Annotated in this window: 17 protein-coding genes; 8 read left to right on the top strand and 9 right to left on the bottom strand. The window is 71.8% G+C overall.

All coding sequences use genetic code 11. The annotated features are described in order from the left end of the window. Positions 1-128: 128 nt before the first annotated feature. From POL72_RS08185 to POL72_RS08175, 3 genes are all read left to right on the top strand, one after another. Positions 129-1,004 carry a hypothetical protein gene (locus POL72_RS08185; RefSeq protein ID WP_272094474.1) on the top strand — a complete coding sequence of 292 codons (876 nt, stop codon included), beginning with the start codon at positions 129-131 and terminating at the stop codon, positions 1,002-1,004. Positions 1,005-1,170: 166 nt separating this feature from the next. Next, a complete protein-coding gene (locus POL72_RS08180) occupies positions 1,171-1,803 on the top strand; it encodes a hypothetical protein (protein ID WP_272094473.1) in 633 nt (210 codons plus the stop codon). A 17-nt stretch (positions 1,804-1,820) separates the two neighbouring features. Beyond that, complete coding sequence (locus POL72_RS08175) at positions 1,821-3,695, top strand: SNF2-related protein (RefSeq protein WP_272094472.1); 1,875 nt, start codon at positions 1,821-1,823, stop codon at positions 3,693-3,695. A 50-nt stretch (positions 3,696-3,745) separates the two neighbouring features. Here the strand turns inward: POL72_RS08175 and POL72_RS08170 are convergent, their stop codons facing one another. Continuing rightward, on the bottom strand, positions 3,746-5,122 hold the full coding sequence (locus POL72_RS08170; RefSeq protein WP_272094471.1) for a cytochrome P450: 1,377 nt from the start codon (positions 5,120-5,122) through the stop codon (positions 3,746-3,748). A 67-nt stretch (positions 5,123-5,189) separates the two neighbouring features. Continuing rightward, on the bottom strand, positions 5,190-6,647 hold the full coding sequence (locus POL72_RS08165) for a hypothetical protein (protein WP_272094470.1): 1,458 nt from the start codon (positions 6,645-6,647) through the stop codon (positions 5,190-5,192). Positions 6,648-7,045: 398 nt separating this feature from the next. Here POL72_RS08165 and POL72_RS08160 point away from each other — a divergent pair, with 398 nt between their 5' ends. Further along, the gene (locus POL72_RS08160; protein WP_272094469.1) at positions 7,046-8,236 is read left to right on the top strand and encodes a hypothetical protein; all 1,191 of its coding nucleotides are present in this window, start codon (positions 7,046-7,048) and stop codon (positions 8,234-8,236) included. 27 nt (positions 8,237-8,263) lie between these two features. Here the strand turns inward: POL72_RS08160 and POL72_RS08155 are convergent, their stop codons facing one another. The 5 genes from POL72_RS08155 to POL72_RS08135 all read right to left on the bottom strand — a co-directional run bounded on the left by POL72_RS08155 (position 8,264) and on the right by POL72_RS08135 (position 14,780). Continuing rightward, complete coding sequence (locus tag POL72_RS08155; RefSeq protein WP_272094468.1) at positions 8,264-8,821, bottom strand: hypothetical protein; 558 nt, start codon at positions 8,819-8,821, stop codon at positions 8,264-8,266. Between the two features lie 208 nt (positions 8,822-9,029). Continuing rightward, a complete protein-coding gene (locus tag POL72_RS08150) occupies positions 9,030-9,953 on the bottom strand; it encodes a trypsin-like serine protease (protein WP_272094467.1) in 924 nt (307 codons plus the stop codon). Between the two features lie 401 nt (positions 9,954-10,354). Continuing rightward, on the bottom strand, positions 10,355-11,767 hold the full coding sequence (locus POL72_RS08145) for a B12-binding domain-containing radical SAM protein (protein WP_272094466.1): 1,413 nt from the start codon (positions 11,765-11,767) through the stop codon (positions 10,355-10,357). Positions 11,768-11,988: 221 nt separating this feature from the next. Next, positions 11,989-13,320, bottom strand: a complete 1,332-nt coding sequence (locus POL72_RS08140; RefSeq protein WP_272094465.1) for a restriction endonuclease subunit S — start codon at positions 13,318-13,320, stop codon at positions 11,989-11,991. Then, positions 13,317-14,780 carry a class I SAM-dependent DNA methyltransferase gene (locus POL72_RS08135; RefSeq protein ID WP_272094464.1) on the bottom strand — a complete coding sequence of 488 codons (1,464 nt, stop codon included), beginning with the start codon at positions 14,778-14,780 and terminating at the stop codon, positions 13,317-13,319. The genes POL72_RS08140 and POL72_RS08135 overlap by 4 nt, the downstream gene beginning before the upstream one ends. Before the next feature lie 143 nt (positions 14,781-14,923). Here POL72_RS08135 and POL72_RS08130 point away from each other — a divergent pair, with 143 nt between their 5' ends. The 3 genes from POL72_RS08130 (at position 14,924) to POL72_RS08120 (ending at position 16,959) form a co-directional block, all read left to right on the top strand. After that, a complete protein-coding gene (locus tag POL72_RS08130) occupies positions 14,924-15,619 on the top strand; it encodes a hypothetical protein (RefSeq protein WP_272094463.1) in 696 nt (231 codons plus the stop codon). Between the two features lie 128 nt (positions 15,620-15,747). Then, positions 15,748-16,530 carry a DUF4159 domain-containing protein gene (locus POL72_RS08125; protein WP_272094462.1) on the top strand — a complete coding sequence of 261 codons (783 nt, stop codon included), beginning with the start codon at positions 15,748-15,750 and terminating at the stop codon, positions 16,528-16,530. Positions 16,531-16,536: 6 nt separating this feature from the next. Then, positions 16,537-16,959 carry a hypothetical protein gene (locus POL72_RS08120; protein WP_272094461.1) on the top strand — a complete coding sequence of 141 codons (423 nt, stop codon included), beginning with the start codon at positions 16,537-16,539 and terminating at the stop codon, positions 16,957-16,959. Positions 16,960-16,993: 34 nt separating this feature from the next. Here the strand turns inward: POL72_RS08120 and POL72_RS08115 are convergent, their stop codons facing one another. Beyond that, positions 16,994-18,298, bottom strand: coding sequence for a PAS domain-containing protein (locus tag POL72_RS08115; RefSeq protein ID WP_272094460.1), 1,305 nt, complete (start codon positions 18,296-18,298; stop codon positions 16,994-16,996). 248 nt (positions 18,299-18,546) lie between these two features. Here POL72_RS08115 and POL72_RS50930 point away from each other — a divergent pair, with 248 nt between their 5' ends. Continuing rightward, the gene (locus POL72_RS50930; protein ID WP_272094459.1) at positions 18,547-20,919 is read left to right on the top strand and encodes a glutamine amidotransferase; all 2,373 of its coding nucleotides are present in this window, start codon (positions 18,547-18,549) and stop codon (positions 20,917-20,919) included. A 33-nt stretch (positions 20,920-20,952) separates the two neighbouring features. On the opposite strand, the gene POL72_RS08105 is transcribed toward POL72_RS50930, so the two are convergent. Next, positions 20,953-22,038, bottom strand: coding sequence for an SMP-30/gluconolactonase/LRE family protein (locus tag POL72_RS08105; protein WP_272094458.1), 1,086 nt, complete (start codon positions 22,036-22,038; stop codon positions 20,953-20,955). Positions 22,039-22,345 lie beyond the last annotated feature (307 nt).

Raw genomic sequence — 22,345 nt, 5'->3', positions numbered from 1 at the left:
GATGTTGTTGATGTTTTGTCAAAAAAACGCACGTCGGCTTCCCGCGCGGGAGGGGGTCGGCCGCCTGGCACGAAAGCTGGAAGTAGCCGGTCAGGACGCGCCGCACGGCGTCGCCTCAGGAGAGAATCATGTCGAGCTTGGGAACCCCGGTGACTGCGCTGCTCGGTACGTGCCTGTTCGCGCTTGGATGTGTGGTGACGCCGGTGCCGGCCGACGGCAACGAGGAGGACATCGCTGCCGAGGGCGATGTGGCGTCGGTCGAGCAGGCGTATGTCTTTCCCAACGGCGACGATCCGAAGTTCCTCTGGGAGCCGCGGACGATACAGATGCTCCAGCGGCTCGCCATGGCGCCGCTCGCGGACGGCGCTGGCAAGCTGGTGAACACGCCGCTCCTGGAGACAGCGCAGGGCCGCAAGCTCCTCCACTATGTCGTGGGCTGCGCGCTCCGCCCGGACATGACGGTGAAGGGGGTGGTGGGCGCGTCCTCCTACGTGTACCAGGGGGCGCTCGGCCTCGCGGCCCCGTGGCGGAGCCAGGCCATGACCGCCACGTCCCCGCAGCGCTGGGTGACGGCGTGTATCCTCCAGACCTTGAACGGCTTCCTGGAGGAGGTGCCGATTCGCATGGTGGGCCAGCATCCGGGCCTCGCGGACGCGCCGTGGATGAACCCGGCGCAGTACACGTTCCCGGACGCGACCATGTTCGGCAACATCTTCGTCCCGGGCCAGGAAGTCGCTTATGCCTGCGCGGATGAAGGCGCGCAGCTCGCGTGCGGCAATGTGTGGAGCCAGTTCGCGAAGCTGCGCATCTGCGACTCGTCGCCGACGTGCAAGCTCACCCTCCTCGGACCGTGCAAGGGCTCGCTCCCGAACGAGACGGACTGCACGACGAACGCCGCCGGTTATGCGACGTGCCACGCGGACGGTGTGTCGTACCCGGAGTCGATCTCGTCGAAGCTCACCGCGGACGGCGCCTTCAACCTTTATCCGAGCTGCGGGCTCTGAGGCGCGGCGACGCCCGTCCACCAGGAGCACCGCCGGCGGCCCGAGCAGCCGGCGCGGCGCTGTCGCCGAAGGGGCGTCTCTCCAGGGAACGGGGCTCCACGAGGCGTTGCCGCCGTAACGGCAGGGCTCCTTCAGGCGCCCACGCGAGGGGTGATAGGCTCGCGCGATGAGCGCCGCCGCGCCGCCCGCCCTGGACGAGGTCCTCCTCCGCGCCCTCCTCCGCGCGCGCTCGCCCGCGGGGCGCGCCCTCGGCGCCGCGACCGTGGCCGCCGCGCTCCTGTCTCCGGCCGCCGCCAGCGCCTCGGACTCGGCGCCCGCGTTCACCGGCCTGGGCTCCGCCGTCGTCGAGGCGCTCAATGAGCTCCGCTTCTGGGGCCAGGCCCAGATAGGCGCCGCGGGCGCGATCGGCGACTGGGCGGAGCCGGGCGGGGTGAGCCTGCGCGCCTCGATGAGCGTGCGCGGAATCGGGCTCGCCGGCGCGATCCGCTATGAGCAGGTGGAGGGGCGTGACGGCGGCGTGCTCGCGCTCGGCGGCCAGTTTCGGCCGCTCGCCCTCGCCGAGATGACGGCCTACGAGCGGATCGATCCCTTTCTGAGCCTGGGCGGTGAGGTCGGCGGCGAGCGAGGCGCGCTCCGCGCCGACCTCTACGCGGGCGCTGGCCTCGATTTCGTGCTCTTCCCCGAGGAGGACGCGCAGCCTGCGCTGGTCCTCGAATACCAGCTGCGCCCCCTCCGCACGCCCTCGGACACGCCGCTCCAGATCCTGCACCTCGGCGCCGCCATGCGCGGCGTCTTCTAGCTCGACCGTGAGAGGTCTTGCTTCGAGCCCCTACCGCTCGGAGCTGCTCCTTATCGATCGTTGCGCAACACGGGATCTGGTCTCCCCGGCTGCCCGCGAGCGAGCTCCAGCGCAGTGTGCCCGGCGCGTCGTACGGCCCGATCGCGACATCATGGCTGCTTTCTGCGCGGGCGCGCGTCCGCGCTGGTATCAGGGTCGTCATGACGACGATGCGAGCCAAGCGAACGGTGTCGGCCCCGCGTAGAGCTTCCACAGCGGCTGCTCCGGCGGCTCCCGCTCCGCGTGCGGCGCCGGAGCGAGCCCATGTGCTCGACGTCCCGTTCGCGATGCGCGCGGTCGCGTCCGCGAGCGGCGCGCGCTGGGACGCGGAGCACGGCGTGTTCGTCGTTCGCGCAGAGACGCTCCCGCCGGCCCTCGCGCCGTTCCGCGCCGCGCCGTACTCGTGGGAGCGACGCGTCGAGCACGAGCTCAACGACGACCCCGCGCCCGCGCCGGCCGCCCCCGCCGGGGCGATGGTCCTCCGCCCGCACCAGCTGGACGGCGTGCGGGCCATCGCCGCCGCGAAGGCCGCCAGGCGCGCCGGGTTCCTCCTCGCCGACGACGTCGGCCTCGGCAAGACGATCACCGCCTGGGCAGCGGTCCTCGAAATGCCGGACGTCACCACGGTGCTGATCGTCTGCCCGCTCGCCGTCGTCGCGCACTGGCGCCGCACGGTTCAGGCCATGGGCGACGCAGGCAAAGAGATCGTGATCATCAACTATGATCGGCTGGGCAAGCTCTTCGAGGTGACCCCGGAGGCGCGGCGAAGGATCCGATCGAAGAAGGGCCTTGCGCGCGCCGGCAGCGCCGCGGAGTTCGACGTGGTGATCTGGGACGAGAGCCACCGCTGCAAGAACCCGGCGGCGGCGCGCTCCAAGCTCGCGGTCAAGCTCAACGCACGCGCACGGTTCGTGCTGTGGCTCTCGGCCACCGCCGGGCAGAACCCGCTGGAGCTGTCGTATCTCGCGCCGCTCCTGGCGAGCGCGACCGGGAGCCGCTCCGCGGATCTGAAGGACTTCGAGCAGTGGTGCGAAGGCCAGGGGCTCGGGGTTGCGCGCGGCGCGTTCGGCAGGTGGGACTGGCGCGGCGATCCGGCGGACTGCGAGAAGGTGCGTGCCCTCCTGTTCGACGGCCGTCCCGCGGTCGGGATGCGGCGTCGCCCGGAGGACGTGGCCGGCTGGCCCGCGATCAACCGCATCCTCACCCCGCTCGAGCTCGACGCCTCCGCGCGCGAGCTCTACGCGCAGGCGTGGACCGCGTTCCGCCGGGAGATGGACCTCCTGCCAAAGGGCGCGAACCCGAGGTCGGCGCTCGCCGCGACGCTGCGCCTGCGACAGAAGAGCTCGCTCATCCGCGTGGCCGGCACCGTGGAGCTGGTGCGTGAGCTGCTCGACAACGGGCATCAGGTCGCGGTTTCCATCGCCTTCATGGAGACGCTCGAGGCCGTGGAGGCCGCGCTGGCCCGGGAGCGCGTCCCGTGCGCGCTGATCCACGGCGCGCTGCCGGCCGGCGAGAAGGAGGCAGAGCGCCTCCGCTTCCAGCGCGGCGAGCCGCGCGTGGTGCTCTTCACCGTGGAAGAGGGGATCTCGCTCCACCAGGGCGAGCACAACGAGGTGCCGCGCTCGGAGGTGATCCACGATCTGCGGTGGTCGGCGATCCAGATGGCGCAGATCGAGGGCCGCTGTCACCGCGATGGACGCTTTGCGCAGGTCTACTGGGCGTATGCCGACGATACCGTTGAAGACAAGATCGCTGAGATCGTGTGCCGCAGGATCCGGTCGATGAAGGCGATGGTCGGCGATGACGTCGAGACGATGCGCGAGATCGAGCGGTTGCTCGCCGGAGCGGATTGAGAGGCGCGCCACGCACCGTGGCCATTCATGATGTCGCCGGACGCGGCGCCTCAGCCGTCGAATCGGACGCGCGTGCCCCCCGCGGGGCGGAGCACCGGGAGGTAGCGCGAGGCGGGGAATCCATTCTGGAGCCTCGGGCCCGAGGCCGGGAGGTTCCGCCCGAGCGCGACGAGGAACTGGACGATTTCCATCCAGGCGAGGTGATAGCCGAGGCAGAAGTGCGCGCCGCCGCCGAACTGGGCGATCTCGAGCGGCGAGAGCGCCTCCTTGCGGCCGAGCCAGCGCTCGGGGCGGTAGCTGTCCGGATCCGGGTAGAGCTCGGGATCGCGCGAGAGCAGGACCAGCGGGATCGCCACGTGGGTCCCTGCGGCGACGGCGCGGCCCTCGATCTCGAAATCGGCGATGGCGCGGCGGGCGTCGTGCGCCACCGGCGGGTGGAGGCGGAGCGCCTCGCGGAACACGGCCTCGGCGTAGGGGAAGCGGCGGAGATCCGCGGGCGAGCGCGGGAGATCCGGCGCGCTCGACGCCTCCTCGCGGAGCGCGCGCCAGACCGCGGGGCTCTCGGCGAGGTGGGCGACGCACCAGGCCATGACCGAGGCCGATGTCTCGTGGCCGGCGAGGAGGAGCAGGCGGAGGTTGCCCACGAGATCCTGCTCCGAGAGCGGCTCGCCGTCCTCGTCGCGGGCCGCGAGCAGCGCGGGCAGGAGGCCCTTCGCGTCGCCGCGGGCGCGCACGCCGGCGAGGATCCGGCCGATGCGCTCGTCGAGCCAGGCGCGGGCGCGGAGGCCGCGGCGCCGCGGCGAGCCCGGCACGTCGGGCAGGCTGAACACCACGAGCATCAGATCCTCGTAATGGTGGCGCCACTCGGGGAGCTCGTCGTCCTCGACGCCGGTGATCTTGAACATCACCTCCAGGGCCAGCTCGCGGGTCTCGCGCAGCAGCGGGACGTCACGCCGGCCGAGCCACGAGCGGACCTTGCGCTCGACGCTGGTCGCGACGATCGCGCCGACCTCCGCGGCGTCGAGGCCCTTCGGCGAGAAGGGCCCGTTCATCGCGGTGCGGAGGCGGCGGTGCGAGGCGCCGTCGTGAGCCATCAGCGTCTGACCGAAGATGTGACCGACGCCGCGCTCGGTCAGGTACGAGGAGTCGACGGCCTTGCTCTTGAAGAGCGAGAAGGCCTCGTTCGACGCGTAGATGAGCTGCCATGCATCGACGCCAGGGGCCCAGAAGAAGAGGGAGCCGAAGCGGCGCTGGCCCTCGCGGAGCAGGTCGAGCTCGTCGACGGCCATCGCCGGCAGGTGGCCCACGACCGGGAAGCGGCCGGGGAGGATGGGGAAGCCATGCCGGGTCTCGATGCGGCGGGCGAGGGGATTGCGGCCCCGCAGGAGCGGGAGATCGGCGAAGGAAGCGGGGAGGGCGGTGCTCATGGCGGGTGCGTACTCCTCTTGTACCATCGCGCCGGCGCGGCCTGGGCGCCCGGCGAGAGGCGCGCTGTCATCTCCGGATCTCGGACACGAGGACGAGCCGCCCGTCATCGTATCGGGCGCACACATGGTAGTCGGGGTCGGTCCCGGGGCCCCGCTCGAGCACGCCCGCGATCACGCCGAGCAGGTTTGGCCATGTGCCGGCGGCGGCGATCAGGTAGGCAGACCAGCCTGCCTCCTCGAACGCGGTGACGACCTTCTTCGGGTCGTCGAAGCCCTTCCCCGGCTCGCCGACCGCCGCGCGGAGCGCCGGCAAGAGCTCCGTGACCGCCGCGTCGCCGACGGCGCATCGCTCGGCGGCGAACGCCCTCTCGACGCCGGCGCGCGAGGCGTCCGTCAGGGCCCACGACGCGACGAAGCGGCCCCGCTTGCCCTGCACGGTGACCCCGAGGGTGCCGTCGCTGGCGAGCCTGCGCGCCGGCGCGGCGAGCCAGAGGTTCTGCCGGGCCTCGGCGAAGCCCTGGGCGGCGATCCCCGGGATCGCCTTCGGATCGACGTGGCCTCCGGAGAGCGCCCTCGTGATCTTGCCGTAGCCGTCCGTCGCGCCCAGCTCGCCCATCCGGTCGGGATCGATGCACACCGACACGACGGGGCTCGCGTCGAACCTGGAGCACCGGCCCTCCGGGCCCCCGACCTCTTCGCTGAACGCGACGAGCTCCTTCAGGGCGGCCGGATCGCTGCCGGACCCGAAGAGCGGCATGACGACGTCGAGCCGGAGGTCGGCGCCGTCCGCGTAGACCGCGACGGCGGCGATCCCGCCTTGCGCCACGCCGAGCGGCGCCCGGGCGCCGAAGCCAGCGCAGCGCGCTGCCCCCGGGCACGCGTCCAGCGGGGCGCCGCCCGTAAGGACGTCGACCACGGTCGCCAGGGCGCGCCGCGGGTCCGCCCCGCTCACGAGCGGGACGAGGAGCCGCACCCGCGTCGCGTCCGCCGCGTGCCCGCGGACGACCTTCTCGAGCGCCTTGCCGGAGGCCCCCTTGGCCATGGCGTCGACGACCGCGCGCGCGCTCTTCTCGGACGCCGGCACCACGGCGCCCAGGATCGGCCTGCGCGGATCGATGCCGGCCTTCGCGAGCGTCACGTCCGGCGGATCCTGGCTGCCGAGCGCGCGGTTCGCCTCGATCAGGACCTCGGCGATCTGGGGCACGTACTGGACGGCAACGTCGATGGCGCTGTTGCGAAGCGAGGCGTAGATCGCGGCGCCCGGCGGGAGGCGCGCGATCTGCTCGGCCGACGGGGGCGACGGCTCGGGCGCGGCTCCTCCGGGCGCGGCCGGGTCGCTCGCCGCCGGTTGCGCCGGCGCCGCCGCGGAGGCGCTCGCCGGTGCGCTCGGCCGCGCCGGCTGCGCGGCGGCGCTCGACGAGCTCGCGCCGGTCGAGCCTTGTCGTGCGGCGCAGGCCGCGCTCCCCGCCCCGAGCGCGACTCCTGCGCCGAGGAGGACGATGGGAAGGAGCTCTCGGAGGGGCATGAGCGGGCTTCATGCCCGCGCGGTCGCCGCGCCACAAGCCATGAGGTGATACGCTCGGGCGTAGGGGCGGCCAGGGGCGGAGGCGCGGGGCTTCCCGCAGGCTGAGCCGGGGTCTTCGCGAGATCATGCGCGCCGCTGCGCCGGGCGGCGCGATGGTCGTGATGGGCTGCGGGGCCGCGCCGCCCTTGTCCTCTGCCAGGCGACAGTCCCGCCGCCGCGTGTGACGCCAAGACCACCGTCGGCCCCGCCCTCCTCGCGAGAACCCCCGGAAACCCGCAGCAGCTCGCGCGCCCGGCGTCTGGCCCGCGCGCTGCAATGAGCCCCGCGTCGCCACGAAGCTGCGCACCGCGAGAGAGGGCGCGCACCCCAGTCCCTATTTCACCCCGAGAGGTCTCCCCATGTCGATGCTCAAGAATGGCATCTTCGCTGTACTCGTGTCGTCCTTCGCCTCGCTCGCCGCCACGGTCGCGGCTGGCTGCGTCGCCGATATGCAGGATCCCGAGGCCGCGGCGCTCTCCGAAGAGGACACCGGCAGCGCCGAGGAGGCCATGCTCTCCAGCTCGTCCACGCAGGGCTTCGGATGGGTATGGTCGACCCTGACCAGCGTGGGCACCATCAACGCCAACGCCTCGTACTCGTACAACTCGGCCGGCGGCACCAACACGATCACCAACACGGGCACGGGCGTCTATTACGTCGATTTTCCGAACCTCGCCGGCGCCGGCGGCAACGTGCAGGTCGCGAGCTACGGCAGCGGCAGCGACCGCTGCAAGGTGGCTTCGTGGGGCACCGGCGCCCTCGCCACCACGCTCCGCGTGAACGTCCGCTGCCACACCGTGGGCGGCGCTCCGGTGAACACGTATTTCGTCGCCCTCTATTCGCGCGAGAACAACAGCTATGGCGGCGCGTACCTGTGGAACGACCAGACGTCTGCCTCGCTCAACGCGCCGTACACGCCCTCGACGACGTACCAGTACACGAGCGGCAGCCAGTACAGCACCATCACCCGCGTGAACACCGGCCGATACACCGTCCGCGTCCCGGGCATGTCCGCCACCGGCAGCACCGTGCATGTCACCGCGTACGGCGGCGGGATGGAGTACTGCAACGTCTCGGGCTGGACCCAGAGCGGCGCCGACACCCTCATCGACGTGGGCTGCTGGGGCGCGGCGGGCGCGTCGGCCGACAGCCTGTTCAGCCTCAGCTATCACCTCGGCCTGCCGAGCACCGGCCGCGTGGGCGGCTTCGCGTGGGCGAGCGACCCGGTGTCGTCGTCGTACACCCCGCCCGCGAGCTACACGCGTCTGTACAACACGCTGCATCCTTGCTACTTCGGCCCGGGCATCAGCGCGGGGCACAACGCGCCCGTCGGGTCGCATTTCGTCCGGTACCCGAACATGCTGTCGTACAACTCGACCGCGATGGTCACGGCGTACGGCTATGGCAACCAGTACTGCAAGGTCTCGTACTGGACCGGCGTCGGCTCGGACACCCAGGTGAACGTGCAGTGCTACGACTACCTGGGCAATCCGGTCAACAGCCAGTTCACGAACACCTATCTCGGCGCCGAGATGTTCACGCCCTGCTGAGCGAGCGCTGATACCCGGGGGCCGAGCTCACTCGCCCGTATCGAACTCGCACGCCGCGACCTCCGGCTCGCACTCGCCCTCCACCTCGGCGGCCACAGAGACGAGGCAGTCGTTGCACTCGGCGCTCCGCGCCTCGCCGGCGCCGCACGCACCATAGCAGGGCAACTCCTCCACCAGGCCGCAGGCAGCGCAGAGACAGTCCATGAGCCCCTCGTAAATCTCGGCCGACGCCTCGCACAGGTCGGCCGGATCGTCGGTGTCGTAAGGGGGCAACGAGCAGGTCGCGCACTCGACGCTGCCACCGGCTCCGCCCGCGGCGCCGACATCGCCGCCGCCGGCCTCGCCTCCCGTCGAACTGTCGCCCGAGGCGCCGCCGGCCTCGCCTCCCGTCGAGCTGCCGCCCGAGGCGCCGCCGGCCTCGCCTCCCGTCGAGCTGCCGCCCGAGGCGCCGCCGCCTCCGCTCCCGTCCACCAGATGGTAGCTTTCGTCCAGCCCCGCCAGCGCGGTACATCCGCCTGCCGCTGCAGCCGCGAGCCCGACCAGCCCCATCGCCAGGCACGCGTTCACCTGCTTCCAGCCCGCCATGGCGGCGGAGCATCACCCTCTCGCGCCCTCGGCGTCAAGTGACTGTATGGCTGCTTCGACCTGGCGCCGTGGCTGGAGGCACGCGACACGCGAGCCTTTCATGTCTGTTACAGTCGTAGCAATCGCATGTTCGTGGACGCCAGCGCTCATGACCGCCACCCTCCAAACTTGCCCTGATCGCCCTGCCATGTCGTGGCTCGCCATGGAGTCAGCCGGCCGGGATCGGCACGACCGAGATCAGGTCGTCTTCACCCACCGTCGCGGCTATCTCGAGGATCCAGTCGAGCAGCTCCTGCTGATCGACCCGGAACGCGAACCCGTTGCCGAGGCACTGCCGGTGTTTTCCGAAGCTGACGAGGCCGGCGATGATGTCGCTGTCATCCCAGAGCACGGGTCCGCCTGAATCGCCGATGCAGAGCCCGCCCCGATCGTTTCCCGGAGACATCGAGACCTGGAAGTTGTAGCCGTCCGTGAATACGTTCCTCAGGTTCTGCAGCTTCGTGGTGGCCATCAATCGCTGGCCGAACCACACCACCGGTCTGTCAGGAGGCCAGTTGTCCGATACCCCGTAACCGCTCGCGACGAACGTGGTGTCCTGGGTCCCCCGCCGCGTCGCGAGCTGATCCAGCGTGCCGGGGGCGGCCAGGCTCGGGAAATTTGTGGGGAACGAAGCCGGTTCGTCGAGCACGACGATCCCCGCGTCGTGGGTGTTCGGGATGAAGCCGGGGAAGCCGACGAAGCCGAAGTCGTACAGCGTGTGGCCGGTGACACAGTACGGGTCGTCTCCGACGCATCCGGTAGGATAGCCCGTCACGGGGTCCATTTGCGTCGCCGGGTCGAAGCTCGTGGCCGCGAACTGATGAAAGTAGACTCGCGCGTAAGACCAATTGAACGCGTCGTTCGTGCAGTGCCCAGCCGTCAGGAAGATGCGCGGCGACAGCAGACTGCCCGAACATTGAAACGAAGGCACGCCGTCCTGATTGTAAAACTCGACGAGGCCCACGTAGGTGTGTACCGGGTCGGGTTTGTAATTCCCGGTGATCGCACGCGCAGGCGCGGCGCGCAGGCTCACGGCCAGGGCCACGGCAGCGGCCAGCAAGCGGCCTGGAACCAGCTTCTCGATCGTCGTCATGTCCCATCCCCCCAGTTGCTGAGATCATCGGACGCGAGGCGCAGATCTTCAGCGTCGGGGCAGGCTCCACCCGCGGCGCGCCTGCACCGGCGCTGCTGCTCCGAGGTGCCAGCCAGACCGTCGGGCACGAAGCACGTCGGAAGCACAATGTCTCATGACATCGATTTGCTCCTCGCCTTCATGAAACTACCTTCGCGCACGAGCGCCTGGGTCTAGTCCGCTCAGCATGCTTGTCAAGCGGCCTTGACCTGGCGGGCCAGGGCCCCCGCGAGCCGCCGGATGCGCTGCGTGCAGGGCGTCCTGTGGGCTCGAGCAGGGGATGAGCAGAGGTCGCGACGTCAGGGACAACGGCGTGGTGACCGTCGAGATCATCGACGCTCGCTGTGTACGTGGACCGGTGATCACTGAGAGATCCCGACGCCGTCCCGCTTCAGGCCGAGGCGCGAGAGCCGGGCCGGGGCGTCCCCGGGCGCGGGGTGCCGGATCGTCCCTTTCGGCTCGAGCGGCGGCGCGGCCGGCTCGTTGCCGGTGATCTGCTTCAGGCCGTAAAAGCCGTTCATCGCCGCCGACAGCATCATGGCGCCGCGGCTCAGCGACCGCGCGCCGCGCGCGAGGCGCTCCAGCACCGCCGCCGGGGCGAAGGCGCGATTCCACATCTGGCGGTGGGCGGCCAGGAGCTGCTCGGGGGACATGCGCGCCGGCCGGAAGGCGACCCCATAGCCGCTGTAATGGGGCCAGTCGCGCTCTTCCAGGATGCGCCCGTCTCGCCGGTGCTCGTCGTACAGCGGCGTGCCCCGGAACGGCGTGAGGATGCTCAGGAACGGGACGTCGACGCCGATCTCGTTCAGCCGATCGGCCGTGGAGGCGATGACCTCCGGCGTCTGATCGTCGAAGCCCGAGATGAAGCCTGCCATCACGCAGATCCCGCGATCGTGCAGCTTGCGGATGGCGTCGCGGTACTCGCGCGCGCGGTTCTGGCGCTTGTCGACGCTCTTGAGATCGGCCTCGTCGAGGCTCTCGATGCCGAGGAAGATGCCGATACAGCCGGACCGCTCCATCGCGTCGAGGAGCTCCCGGTCCTTGACGATATCGATGGATGCCTGCGTGAGCCACCAGCGATCGAGCCCGGCGAGCTCCCGCAGGAGCTCCTTGGCCCAGCGGCGCTGGACGAGCAGGTTGTCGTCCCAGAACCACGCGACCTTCTCCTGCCAGAAGCGGGGGAAATGGGTGGTGGCGATGTCGCGGATCACCTCGTCGATGGGGCGCACGCGGAAGCCGGGGTTGAGGTCCGGCACCGTGCAGAAGCTGCAGGTGAACGGGCACCCGCGCGTCGCCTGGAGCACGCGGGGGACGAGGAAGCGCTCTTCGAGCAGATCGTAGCGAGGGGTCGGCAGCCCGGCGAGCGAGGTCGGCTCGCCGCGATAGACGCGCCGCTGCGTGCCTCGCGCGAGATCGCGCAGGACGGAGGGCCAGACCGCCTCGGCCTCCCCGGTGACCACCACGTCGACGTGCTCGAGCGCCTCCTCGATCCAGTACGAGACATGCGGCCCGCCGGCGACGACGCGCACGCCGAGGGCGCGGTAGCGATCGGCGAGCGCGTAGGCGCGGCGCGCGAAGCCGGAGAAGAACGAGAGCGCGACAACGTCCGGCGAGGCGTCGACGGGGACGGGGCGCACCTGCTCGTGGAAGAGCTCGACCTCGTGCTCAGGCGGGGTGATCGCCGCGAGGTGAATCCCGGTGACGGGCGGGACGAAGTGGAAGCGGTGGCCCCGGCGATAGCGGGGGACGTAACTCACGACAATCCGCACCTTCATGAGCACCTCCTCGGGATCATGCGCTTCATCGGATCGGACCCGCGATGACGGCGTGGAGCCGTGGGCGAAGGTGATCCGATGAGGCGTGCTGAGGATAACGGAAGGCGACCCGTGGCGATTCCAGAAGCGGGAGGAGCTACCGTGGAGGGACGGTGGTGGACGCGTGCGGGGGCCGAGGAAGCGAGAGGATCGATGAAGTTCGATGTCGATCAAACCGAGAGCTAGCCGCTCACCCCGTTGCGCCGGATGCGGCGCAGCAGCGCCTCCGCCGGCTCGTAGCCCCGCCCCTCCGCGCGGGCCAGCGCCGCCTCGGTGGGGACGAGCTCTCCGGAGAACGCCCTGGCGAGGATCGTGTGCGGTAGCCTGTCGGCCCGGGCCGCGGCGCGGGCCACGCGCTCCTCGACCTCGCTGGCGAGCGCGAAGAGCGCCTGTGCGCGGCGGACGATCTCCGCCTGCTCCTCCGACGGCGGCACCGGGACGGGGATGCCGTTGAGCGCCGCCTGCGTGAGCTTCGGCTGCGCCGAGCCGGTCACGTGGTGCTGCAGGTCGAGCGAGTTCAGCAAGAGCTCGAGGTACCCGAGGACCACGCCGGCCTTCGGCTGGACCACATGAGCATGGTTGTTCACCCAGAACCTCCCGCTCGCGGCGAACGCCACCCGGGTGTTCCTCGACAGGAGGTTCGCGCCGTCCTCGGCGATCAGCAGGTAATCGCCGTCGAACAGGTAGCCATCGATCGAGTCGATGATCCCCGACGCGCCGTAATACGGATAGGGCCCCCGGCGCCTCTCTCGAACCGCGGAGCTCACGGGGACGCGTCGGCCATCGTGGTTGTCCACCAGGGAGCCGAACGGGCAGAGGACCCAGGACGGCGGCAGGGGACGCCCCGGCCCGTCGCTGCTCGTCCCGGGCGCGGCCGGCGCCAACGTCGAGCAGCGTGGCAGGGGCTCCGCCGGTCCCTCGGCCGGCGCAGCGGCGCCCGGCGCGCGCAGGTCCTCGGTGAGCCTCCCCGAGCACGCCGCCGCCAGCACGGCCTGCCGGAGCCGCCGGAGGAGCAGCGACGACCTCGCCAGCCGGGTCTTCGCCGCGTCCACCTCGCCGAGCAGCGCCTCGGCCTTCGCGACGATGCGGCGCTGCTCGGGGAGGGGAGGCAGAGAGAAGGGCCGCTCGAACGTCTCGCGCACCTTGACGAACGGCTGCGCGGAGCCGCCCTTCGCCCAGAATCCCTCGTCGTTGAGGTGGAGGAACAGGTAGTCGACGTCGATGGCCCGCTCATCCGGCCAGACCACGTGGGTGTTGGCGATCGCCGACCACCGCCCGCGCGCCTTGAACGCCTTCCCGCACCGCGTCCCCACGGCGGAGACGACGATCGCAGCGCCCTCGTGCTCCCAGCCGTCGCACCACACGTCGGGGCCGGCGGCGCTGAACCCCTGGTAGCGCCCTGGCCGCTGCTCGGCGTGGAGCTTCCCCTTGATGAGCTTCGAGCTCCCGCTCCGGTGCGAGCAGAGCGACGCGAGCGTCGTCTCGGTCCATCCCTCGGGCAGCGGCCCGCTCACGCCTCCGCCGCCTTCGCCCCGCCCTCGAGCAGCGTGAGCACGCGGTTCAGCGCGGCGACCGCCTCCGCCAGCTCCTGGAGGGCGTCGGTCGCCAGCTCCTCCGGCTCGGGCGGCTCGCCGGCCTCGTCGAGCGACTCCTCCCTGAGCCACCTCAGCCCGTCGAGCTTGAACTCTCGCTCCTTCACCTCGCGGAGCTCGAAGCTGCGGAACCGACCCTCGCTGGAGCTCGCCGCCTCGCGCGCCCCGCGCCCGTCGGGGTCGCCGCCGTAGCACCGCTCGAACTCCGCGAAGTGCGCTGGAGACAGCGGCCGGCCCTTCTTGGTGATCGACGGGACGCCCGTCCTGGCGTCGTAGATCCAGACCCTCTCCGTCGCCCGGCCCTTCGTGAAGAAGACGACGTTGGCCTTCACCCCGGCGCTGTACGGCGTGAAGGTCCCGTGCGGCAGGCGGAGCACCGTGTGGAGGTCGCAGCCCCCGGCGACGATCTCGAGCACCGCGCCTGCCTGGTCGGCGAACAGGCAATGGTCCGGCAGGACCATCGCCGCCCGGCCGCCAGGCCTCAGGATCGTCAGCACGTGCTGGATGAAGTTGAGCTGCTTGTTCGCTGTCGCGATCGCAAAATCCTCGCGGCGCGGCGTCTCGTGCGCCCCCTTCGTGCCGAACGGCGGGTTCGTCAGGATCACGTCGAACCGCTCGTCCGGCGGCGGGGCGTCGATCGAGTCGCCGAGGGTGATCCTCGGCTCGATCCCGTGGAGGACCAGGTTCATCAACGCGAGCCGGCGGGGGCGCGCGACGAGCTCCTGGCCGAAGAACGCCCCGGCCTTGATCCGGCGCGCCGCCTCCCGGTCGAGCGCTCCCCGCGCCTCGGCCTCGATCCACTCCCAGGCGGCGACAAGGAAGCCCCCGGTGCCGCACGCCGGGTCGCAGAGGGAGAAGCCCGGCTTCCCCTGCGGATCGGGCCTGATGCACCGCACGATCGACTGGATCAGGGCGCGGGGCGTGAAGTACTGCCCCGCGCCCTTCTTTCCCTCGGCGGCGGCCTTCTCGAGCAGGCCCTCGTACGCCGCGGCCTGGATGTCCACGCCGAGGCGCGTCCACTCGATCTCGTCGATGAGGTCGACGAGCTTCCCGAGGCTCGCGGGGCTCTTGAAGCGCGGCTGTGAGCCCGCGTAGATCTCCCCGAGGACGCCCGGGGCTCCGTCGAGGGATCGGAGGACGTCGGCGTAGCGGTCGAGCAGCGCTTGCCCGCTGCGCGCGCGCAGCGCGGGCCAGGAGCAGTCCGTCGCATCGACCTCGCCGCGGGGCGTCCTGTGCTCGACGCGCGAGAGATCGATGCCCCTCTCGGCGGCCATCTTCAGGAAGAGCAGGTAGGTGATCTGCTCGATGTAGTCCCCGTGGTCGATGCCGTCGTGGCGCAGCGTGTGGCAGAACCCCCAGAGCTTTCCAACAACGTCGGTCATGCGGCGGCGGCTTCGTTCGGGTCGTGGAGCGGGAAGGCGAGGCGCGGAAGGAGCCGGCTTACCACGGCCGGGCCCCTCACGGCGGCCGCCGCGCTCGTCCATGGCGCTGGGACGCGCCGCCGTTGATGTACTAGGCTCGCCCCGTGCCGCGCGCCCTCACCTCGCTGCTCGCGCTTCTCTTGCCGCGATCGCCTCGATCGCCGCGGCTGCCGCTGCCGCTCCTGTCGCTCTTGCCGCTCTTGCCGCTGTCCGGCCTCGCCTGCGCGTCGTCCTCGCTCCCCGACCCCAAGGAGGCGGTGCAGGTCTACGCCGACGCCGCGGCGCGCGGCGACGCCGACGCCATCTACGGCATGCTGAGCGACAAGAGCCGCACCGCGATGTCGCGCGACGAGGTGCGGCGGCGCGTCGCCGAGGCGCGCGCCGAGCTCGCGGAGCAGGCGCGGAGCGTCACGGCGCCGGGGGTCGTGGTCAAGACCCGCGCCCGCGTCCGCTACCCGGACGGCGAGATCGCGACCCTCGAGCTCGACGAGCGGGAGCGCGCCTTCCGGATCTCGGCCGCCGACGCGCTGCCTGCGGGCGGCCGCACCCCCGAGCAGGCCCTCGAGCAGCTCCGCCGCGTCCTCGCGCGCCGCAGCTACGCCGGCCTGCTGCGCGTCCTCACGCCGGCCACGCGCGCCGCCATCGAGAGCGACCTCCGCTCGCTCGTCGAGGGGCTCGCTCAGCCCGAGGGGCTCGAGGTCCGGATTGCCGGCGACTCCGCGACGGTGCAGATCCCGGGTGGGCACGAGGTGAAGCTCCGGCGCGAGGCGGGCGTATGGCGGGTCGAGGACTTCGATTGAGGCGATGGCTCGGCCGGCTCGGCGCTCGCCGGCCGCGCGGCCGGGGCGGTGAGGTGGCGCTGCCGCCCTCGCGCCCAGCCGCCTCGGCCCGGCCGCTGCGCCTCGCCGCGGCGCGACCGCGGCGCCTCATGGTCTTGGCGCTGGTGCTGGTCTCCGCGCTGCTCCTCCTCGCGGTGCCGCGCCCCGTGCGCGCCTTCGGCGAGGAGGGGGCGTGGAACCCGCGGCCGCTGCTGACGGGCGACGCGCGATGGGAGGGGGTGCGCGCCACCGCCCCCGCGCGCTGGTCGTTCGAGCTGGAGCGGCGGACGAGCGCGCCGGCGCGCCGCAACCCGACCACGGTCCGCGCCGACGACCCGGCGCTGCTCGCCGAGCCGTTCGCGTTCTGGGGCGGCGAGGGCGATCTCCCGCCGCTCACCGAGCGCGAGGTCTTCGGCTTGCGCCGCTTCCTGGCGCTCGGCGGCGTGCTCCTCGTCGACGACTTCGCCCCGGGGAGCGGCGCGTTCGGCCGCGCCGCGCGGCGCGAGCTCGCCCGCGTCCTGCCGGAGGGCTCTCCCATCCCGATCGGCACGGAGAACGTCGTCTTCCGCTCCTTCTATCTCCTCCCGCGCGCCGTCGGCCGGGTCGAGGGCCCGCCGAAGCTCTCCGCGATCGTGCGCGGCGGCATGCCGCAGGTGATCTTCTCCGACCACGACCTCGCCGGCGCCCTGGCGCGCTCGGAGGGCGGGGGGCCGAGCGTCGAGGTCACGCCCGGGGGCGAGGCGCAGCGGGAGCGCGCGTTCCGCCTGGCCGTGAACATCGCGATGTACGTGCTCTGCTCGAACTACAAGGACGATCAGGTGCACGCGCCCTTCCTGATGCGCCGCCGCGCCATCGACGACAACCGACCCCGCTCCGCGCCTTCGCGGCCGTGAGGCCCGATGACGTCGGATCGCCTCGCCCCTGCTCCGAAGCTGGTCTGGCAGGACGACCACTTCACCGTGCTGTTCGACGCGTCCCTGCGCGTCGTCTGGACCGTCCGCAGCTCCAGGCCGTTCGCCTCGCTGGAGGAGATCGAGGCCGTGATGGGAGAGCTCATCCGCGTCCTCGACAGGCTGGGCCGCTCCCATCACGCCCTCTTCATCGATGTCCGCGCCGTCCCTGGCAGGAACGACCCGTCGTTCGAGGCGACGATGAAGCGCTTCCGGCCGCACTGGCTGCGGGGCTTCCGGAGGGTCGGCGTGCTCGTGCAGAGCGTCATCGGCGCGCTCCAGATCCAGCGCCTCGCGAGGGATGACGGCATCGAGCGGCTGATCACGAGCGATGAGGACGCGCTCCTCCGGTACCTCACGCAGGAGGGCTGAGCGGCCAGGAGCTCCGGTATCCGGGCGCGCTCAGCTACCGTCTGGCGTGGCGGAGGGCGTGCGCGATGCCGCTCTGCAGCGTGCTCAGCGTGGTGATCCCGGAGAGATCCACGCCGAGCGTGACGAGCGTCTGCGCCACCTCCGGGCGGACGCCGGTGAGCACCACGCGGGTGCCGAGCAGCTGGGCGGCGCGCGCGGTGCGCGTCAGCGCGTCCGCGACGTGCGTGTCGACGGCGCGCACGCCGGTGATGTCCAGGATCGCCGTGTGGGCGCCCTGGCTGCTGATGCCGGAGAGCAGCGTCTCCATGATCTGCTCTGCGCGCCCGCTGTCGATCGTCCCCACGAGCGGCATCGCGACCACCCGGTCGGCGAGCGGGATGAGCGGCGTGGACAGCTCCCGGAGGGCGGCCTGCTGCGCGAAGATGATCTCCTCCTGCAGCGCGGCCCGCTCCGCCTCCGCGCGCTTCAGCGACGTGATCTCGGTCACGATGCCGCCCATGCCGATCGGCGCGCCGCGCTCGTCGTGGATCGGGAATTTGACCGTGAAGAAGTGGTGTTGAGCGCCGCCTATCGGCACCACCTCCTCGAACTGCATGACCTGCCCGCCGGTCATCACCTCGCGCTCCTTCGCCACGATCATCTCGCTGGCCGCGGGGTCCACGGCGGCGAGCTCGAACTCATCTCGACCGATGAGCTCGAGGACGTGCCTATTCATCATTTGCGCATGCAGACGGTTGGCGAGGACGTAGCGCCCTGCGGTGTCCTTGACGAAGATGGAGCTCCGCGCGTTGTCCACGAGCTGCAGGAGCAGCTGATACCGCCCCTGCACCGTCTTCTCCCTCCGCTCCCGGTCGCTGGTGTCATCGACGAGCGCCGCGAGCTCGTACGCGTCGCCTCGGCCGTCGCGCAGCACGGCGTAGGTCCATCGGCAGCTGAGCGCGTGACCTCCCTTCGTCCTGCACTCGCTCATGGTCGCGGCGAAGCGGCTCTCCTCCCGGGCGAAGTTGAACGCCCGCGCCGCGGCGGCGGACACGGGGACCGCGCCCACGAGGTCGGCCAGCGGGCGGCCGACGGCCTCGCTCGCGCTCCAGCCGAAGAGGCGCTCGGCGCTGTCGTTCCAGTACGTCACCTCGCCGTCCAGGCGCCAGTGGATCACCGCCGGCACCGCCGTGGGCAGCCCCTCGAGCGCATCGAGGGCCTCCGCGCCTGCCGGCGCGGCTCCGTTCTGCGCGTGACCGTTGGAGCGCTCCGCCAGCGCCTTCTCCAGCGCCTCCACGCGCGCGCGTAGCTCTGCGTTCTCTGCCCTGAGCCGCCCTGCCTCGTCCAGCTCTTCGCGCATCGTCACAAGGCTTCGAGCCTACGCGCGGCGTGCCCGGCGTTTCAAGGTGGCTCGCGGGTCGTTCGAGGTCGCCCGAGAGGTCGCAGTGACGGCGCCGGGCTGGGACACCCCGCTCCGATGTACTAGGCTCCGCGCGTGTCACGCGCCCTCGACTCGCAGCCCGCGCGTTCGCTCTCCCACGCCGGCGCGGCGAGCGGGCCTCCCTCTCCTCGCATGCTTCTTGGGCTCCCCTCGCTCCCGGAGCGGCCGTGACCCGGAGCTTCGCGCCCTCGGGCGACCTCTCGTCGCCGGTCGTCGCCGTCGCCTGCGTCGTCGCCGCCCTGAGCTTCGGCCTGCTCGTGCTCGAGCTCGTCCGCGCGCGCGGCCGCGCCGCCGGGGCGGTGGGCGCCCCGTCCGCGCGCGCGGCGCTCGGCACGGCGCTCACGGGCGCGCTCGCCGTGCTCGGCCTGCTCGCCGCCATCCTCCGTCCGGTCGCGGTCACGTCGCGCGGGAGCCTCGTCGGCCCCAAGGTCGTTGTGCTGGTCGACGGCTCCCGATCCATGGACCTGCCGGGCGTCGCGGGGACGCGCCGCGACAGCGCAGCGCGGGCGCTCGAGGAGCTCGGGAAGCGCGCCGACGTCCGGCTCTCCCGCTACGTGTTCGGCGAAGGCGCGCCGCTGCCGGCCGACGGGCAGGCAGGCGAGGGCGGCAGCGCCGCGCCGGCGCCGGGCGGGAGCGCTGGCGCCGCTGCGACCCCCGACAGGAACGCGGGCGCCGGGGCGCCGGCCGCTGCGTCCGCGTCGGCCGCGCGAGGCCGGCCGCAGCGCCGCTCGGACCTCAGCGCCGCGCTCGAGGCGCTCGCCCGCGCCGCCGACGAGCGGCCGTCGGCGTTCGTCGTCGTCTCCGATGGCCGGCTCGATCGCCCGGGTCCGGACGACACCGCCGCGGCGACGCGGGCCGCGCTGGAGGGGCTCGACGTCCCGGTCCACACGGTCGCGGTGGCGACCGAGTCCGTGCGCGACGCCGGCGTCCGCGCGGTCCGCACCTCCGGCGCCGCGGTCGCCCACCAGCCGCTCTCGCTCCGCATCGACATCGGCTGCAGCGGCGGCCTCGCGTGCGACGCGGTGCCTGTCGTGGCCCGCGAGCTGCGCGAGCAGGGCGCGCCCACGACCCTCGCCACGGGCACGGCGCACGTCGAGGGCGGCGTCGGCACGGTCGAGCTCGGCGTGACGCTCGACCGCGCCGGCACCCGCATCCTGGAGGTGTCGATCAAGGCGCCGGACGGCGACGAGCTCCCCGAGAACGACGTCCGGTACGTCACGCTGGACGTCGCGCGCGACCGCATCCGGGTGCTCCACGTGGCGGGCCGGCCGACGTACGACGTGCGCGCGCTCCGGATGTGGCTCAAGGCCGACGCCTCCGTCGACGTCGTGGCCTTCTTCATCCTGCGCACGCCCGGCGACGAGGTGAACGCGTCGTCGGACGAGCTCGCGCTGATCCCGTTCCCGGTCGACGAGCTCTTCAGCGTCCACCTCTCGAGCTTCGATGCGGTCGTCCTGCAGGACTTCGACGCCGCGCCGTACGGCCTGACCAAGCACCTCCCGGCGCTGGCCCAGTATGTCGACAAGGGCGGCGGGCTCATCATGGTGGGCGGCCCGAACGCCTTCGTGTCGGGCAACTATGCGCGCACGCGGCTCGCCCGCGTCCTGCCGGTGGATCTCGACATCGGCCGCGCGCCCAAGGTGGATCTCGGCGCCTTCGTGCCGCGCATCACCGCCGCGGGCCGCGCGGCGCCGGTGCTCGCGCCGCTGCTCGCGCTGATCGGCGACGAGATGCCGGAGATGCCGGGGACCAACGTCGTCGGCGATCCGCTCCCCGGGGCGACGGTGCTGATGACGCACCCGACCCGCACGACGGCGTCGGGCGCGCCGATGCCGGTGCTCTCGCTGGGCGAGCACGAGAGCGGCCGGACGATCGCGCTGACGCTCGACGGCAGCCACCGCCTGCTCTTCAGCGCGTTCGCCTCGAGCTCCGCGGGCCGCGCGCACGGCGCGTTCTGGGACGCCCTGCTCGGCTGGCTCATGCGCGATCCGCGCTTCGAGCCTGCCGCGATCGAGCCGCGCGGCGGCTGCCTCGCGGGCGAGGAGACGGCGCTCGTGCTGCGCCCCCTCGCCGGGCAGCGCGGCGAGGCCAGGGTGACCATCGCGCGCCTCGGCAGCGGCGCGGTCGTGAAGACGTTGACCGCGCCGATCGGCGAGGGCGGCGAGCCGGTCGAGCTCGCCGCCGGTCGCCTCGAGCCCGGGGGGTATTCGGCCACGGTGGAGATCGTCCCTGAAGGCGCCGCCGGCGACGGAGGCGACCAGAAGCGGGCGACGACGCGGCGCGACTTCGCGTGCGAGCGCGGCGGCGACGAGTGGGCCGATCCCCGCCCCGACGTCGCCCGCCTGGAGGCGATCGCCCGCGCGACGGGCGGCGCGTCGGTGCTCCCGTCCGGCGCCGGCTCGCTGTCGCTGCCTGCGGCGACCCAGGTGGCGGCCGAGCGCCACGTCGCGCCGCTCCTGCCCCCCTGGGCCTGGACGCTGGCGGCGGCCGCTGCGCTCGGCGCGCACTGGATCGTGCGCCGGCGCGGGGGCCTCACCTGAGGCGAGGGCGGCGTCCGGAGCCCTGGTCTCGTCTCAAGGAAGCGACGGCTTCTCGAGCGGATCGGCCTTGTCGCCGACCCAGACCCTCAGCACCCCGAAGTGCTCGGGGTTCCTTGTGAAGCTCGCGTGATTCACGATGAGCAGCATCTGCGCCGGGTCGTTGAAGGCCACGTTGGCGGGGGCGTCGAGGGGAATCTCCTCCCCTGGTGCGCTCTCGATGCGCGACTTTTCGACCCCGTGCTCGTCGAGCACCGAGATCGCGTTGGCCGCCGCGAGCGCGACATAGAGCTTCCCCGACTTGCCGAACGTGAACCCGTCGGGCGCCTCGCCAGCATCGTAGTCGTGGACCAGCTCCAGATCGGCCTCTTCGGGGGCGTCGACGAGGGGGAGCCGGTAGATGGATCCCAGGCTCGTATCCGTCGGGGAGAACGTCACAGAGAAATAGACGTGCTCCCGCTCCGGATCGAGCCGGATCCCGTTCACGCCGATCGGCAGGTCGCCGCTGCCGACGAGGGCCGTGCTCTGGAACCAGATCTCCGGCGCGCCGCCGCCGGGCGCGTAGCGGAAGATCGTCGCCTGCAGCGAGTCGGTCACATACGCGTAACCCTCCTCGTCGAAGGCGATATCGTTCGGTAGCGGCGGCGTCGGGAAGGGCGTCGGCGAGCACGCCTGTCCCGGCGCGGCCATCCCACAAGCCGGTAGATCCGGCAGCGGATCGCCGTAGCCCTCCTGGACATATCCGTGTCCAGTCTTCGTGAAGCGCAGGAGGCCGAGCTGCGTGCTGAGCGCGTAGACGCGGCCGTCGTCGTCGACGGCGATGCAGCTCAGGGCATGCTCGGCGCCGAGCGCCTCGCCCGCCACCACGATCGTATTCTTCTGGACTTTGCTGTCCCTGTCGAATACAGCGATCTTGGACGGGCCTTGACCTGCGGTGCCGAACGTCGCTGGACCGGAGACGTAGACCCGATTGCCATGGACCGCGATCCCTTCGGGGAACCCCGGAGCCGCCGGAACCGTCGCGAACGTCTTGATCTCGCCGTAGCATCCCCCCTGCGCCAGCGCCGGACCCGGGATCAGCGGCGACACGGCGGAGAGGAGCACCAGCGCGCCGCAGGCCAACCATTTTCCGTTGGAGTGCGATGATTTTGACGTGGCGGAATGCGACATATGCCCTCCAGGGGTCCATGGTTGCCGGACCGGGGTTGTCGAAATAGGCCGCGTCGAGAAGCCAAAATGCAAACTGCCTGGCTTCGTCAGGCTGACGACGCGGTCATGATAGCTGGAGTATATGCGGTTGAGTTGATTGGCTGTCGAGTCGAAATTATCCGGTTCATGAAATATCAGGGTGGCGGCTGACCAGCTGACCGGCGCTCGCATCGCGCGCGTCGCCCGCGTCGCCCACGTCGCCCACGTCTGTTTTCGCATG

The organism is Sorangium aterium (assembly GCF_028368935.1).
In the GTDB taxonomy this organism is placed as follows: domain Bacteria; phylum Myxococcota_A; class Polyangia; order Polyangiales; family Polyangiaceae; genus Sorangium; species Sorangium atrum.
The sequence above is the reverse complement of the archived record's forward strand: the minus strand, read 5'-3'. Positions and strand labels throughout refer to the sequence as shown.

Coding starts and splice junctions, on each gene's coding strand:
- POL72_RS08185 (WP_272094474.1), top strand. CDS start 129: ATGTCGAGCTTGGGAACCCCGGTGACTGCGCTGCTCGGTACGTGCCTG.
- POL72_RS08180 (WP_272094473.1), top strand. CDS start 1,171: ATGAGCGCCGCCGCGCCGCCCGCCCTGGACGAGGTCCTCCTCCGCGCC.
- POL72_RS08170 (WP_272094471.1), bottom strand. CDS start 5,122: ATGAGCACCGCCCTCCCCGCTTCCTTCGCCGATCTCCCGCTCCTGCGG.
- POL72_RS08165 (WP_272094470.1), bottom strand. CDS start 6,647: ATGCCCCTCCGAGAGCTCCTTCCCATCGTCCTCCTCGGCGCAGGAGTC.
- POL72_RS08160 (WP_272094469.1), top strand. CDS start 7,046: ATGTCGATGCTCAAGAATGGCATCTTCGCTGTACTCGTGTCGTCCTTC.
- POL72_RS08155 (WP_272094468.1), bottom strand. CDS start 8,821: ATGGCGGGCTGGAAGCAGGTGAACGCGTGCCTGGCGATGGGGCTGGTC.
- POL72_RS08150 (WP_272094467.1), bottom strand. CDS start 9,953: ATGACGACGATCGAGAAGCTGGTTCCAGGCCGCTTGCTGGCCGCTGCC.
- POL72_RS08145 (WP_272094466.1), bottom strand. CDS start 11,767: ATGAAGGTGCGGATTGTCGTGAGTTACGTCCCCCGCTATCGCCGGGGC.
- POL72_RS08135 (WP_272094464.1), bottom strand. CDS start 14,780: ATGACCGACGTTGTTGGAAAGCTCTGGGGGTTCTGCCACACGCTGCGC.
- POL72_RS08125 (WP_272094462.1), top strand. CDS start 15,748: ATGGTCTTGGCGCTGGTGCTGGTCTCCGCGCTGCTCCTCCTCGCGGTG.
- POL72_RS08120 (WP_272094461.1), top strand. CDS start 16,537: ATGACGTCGGATCGCCTCGCCCCTGCTCCGAAGCTGGTCTGGCAGGAC.
- POL72_RS08115 (WP_272094460.1), bottom strand. CDS start 18,298: ATGCGCGAAGAGCTGGACGAGGCAGGGCGGCTCAGGGCAGAGAACGCA.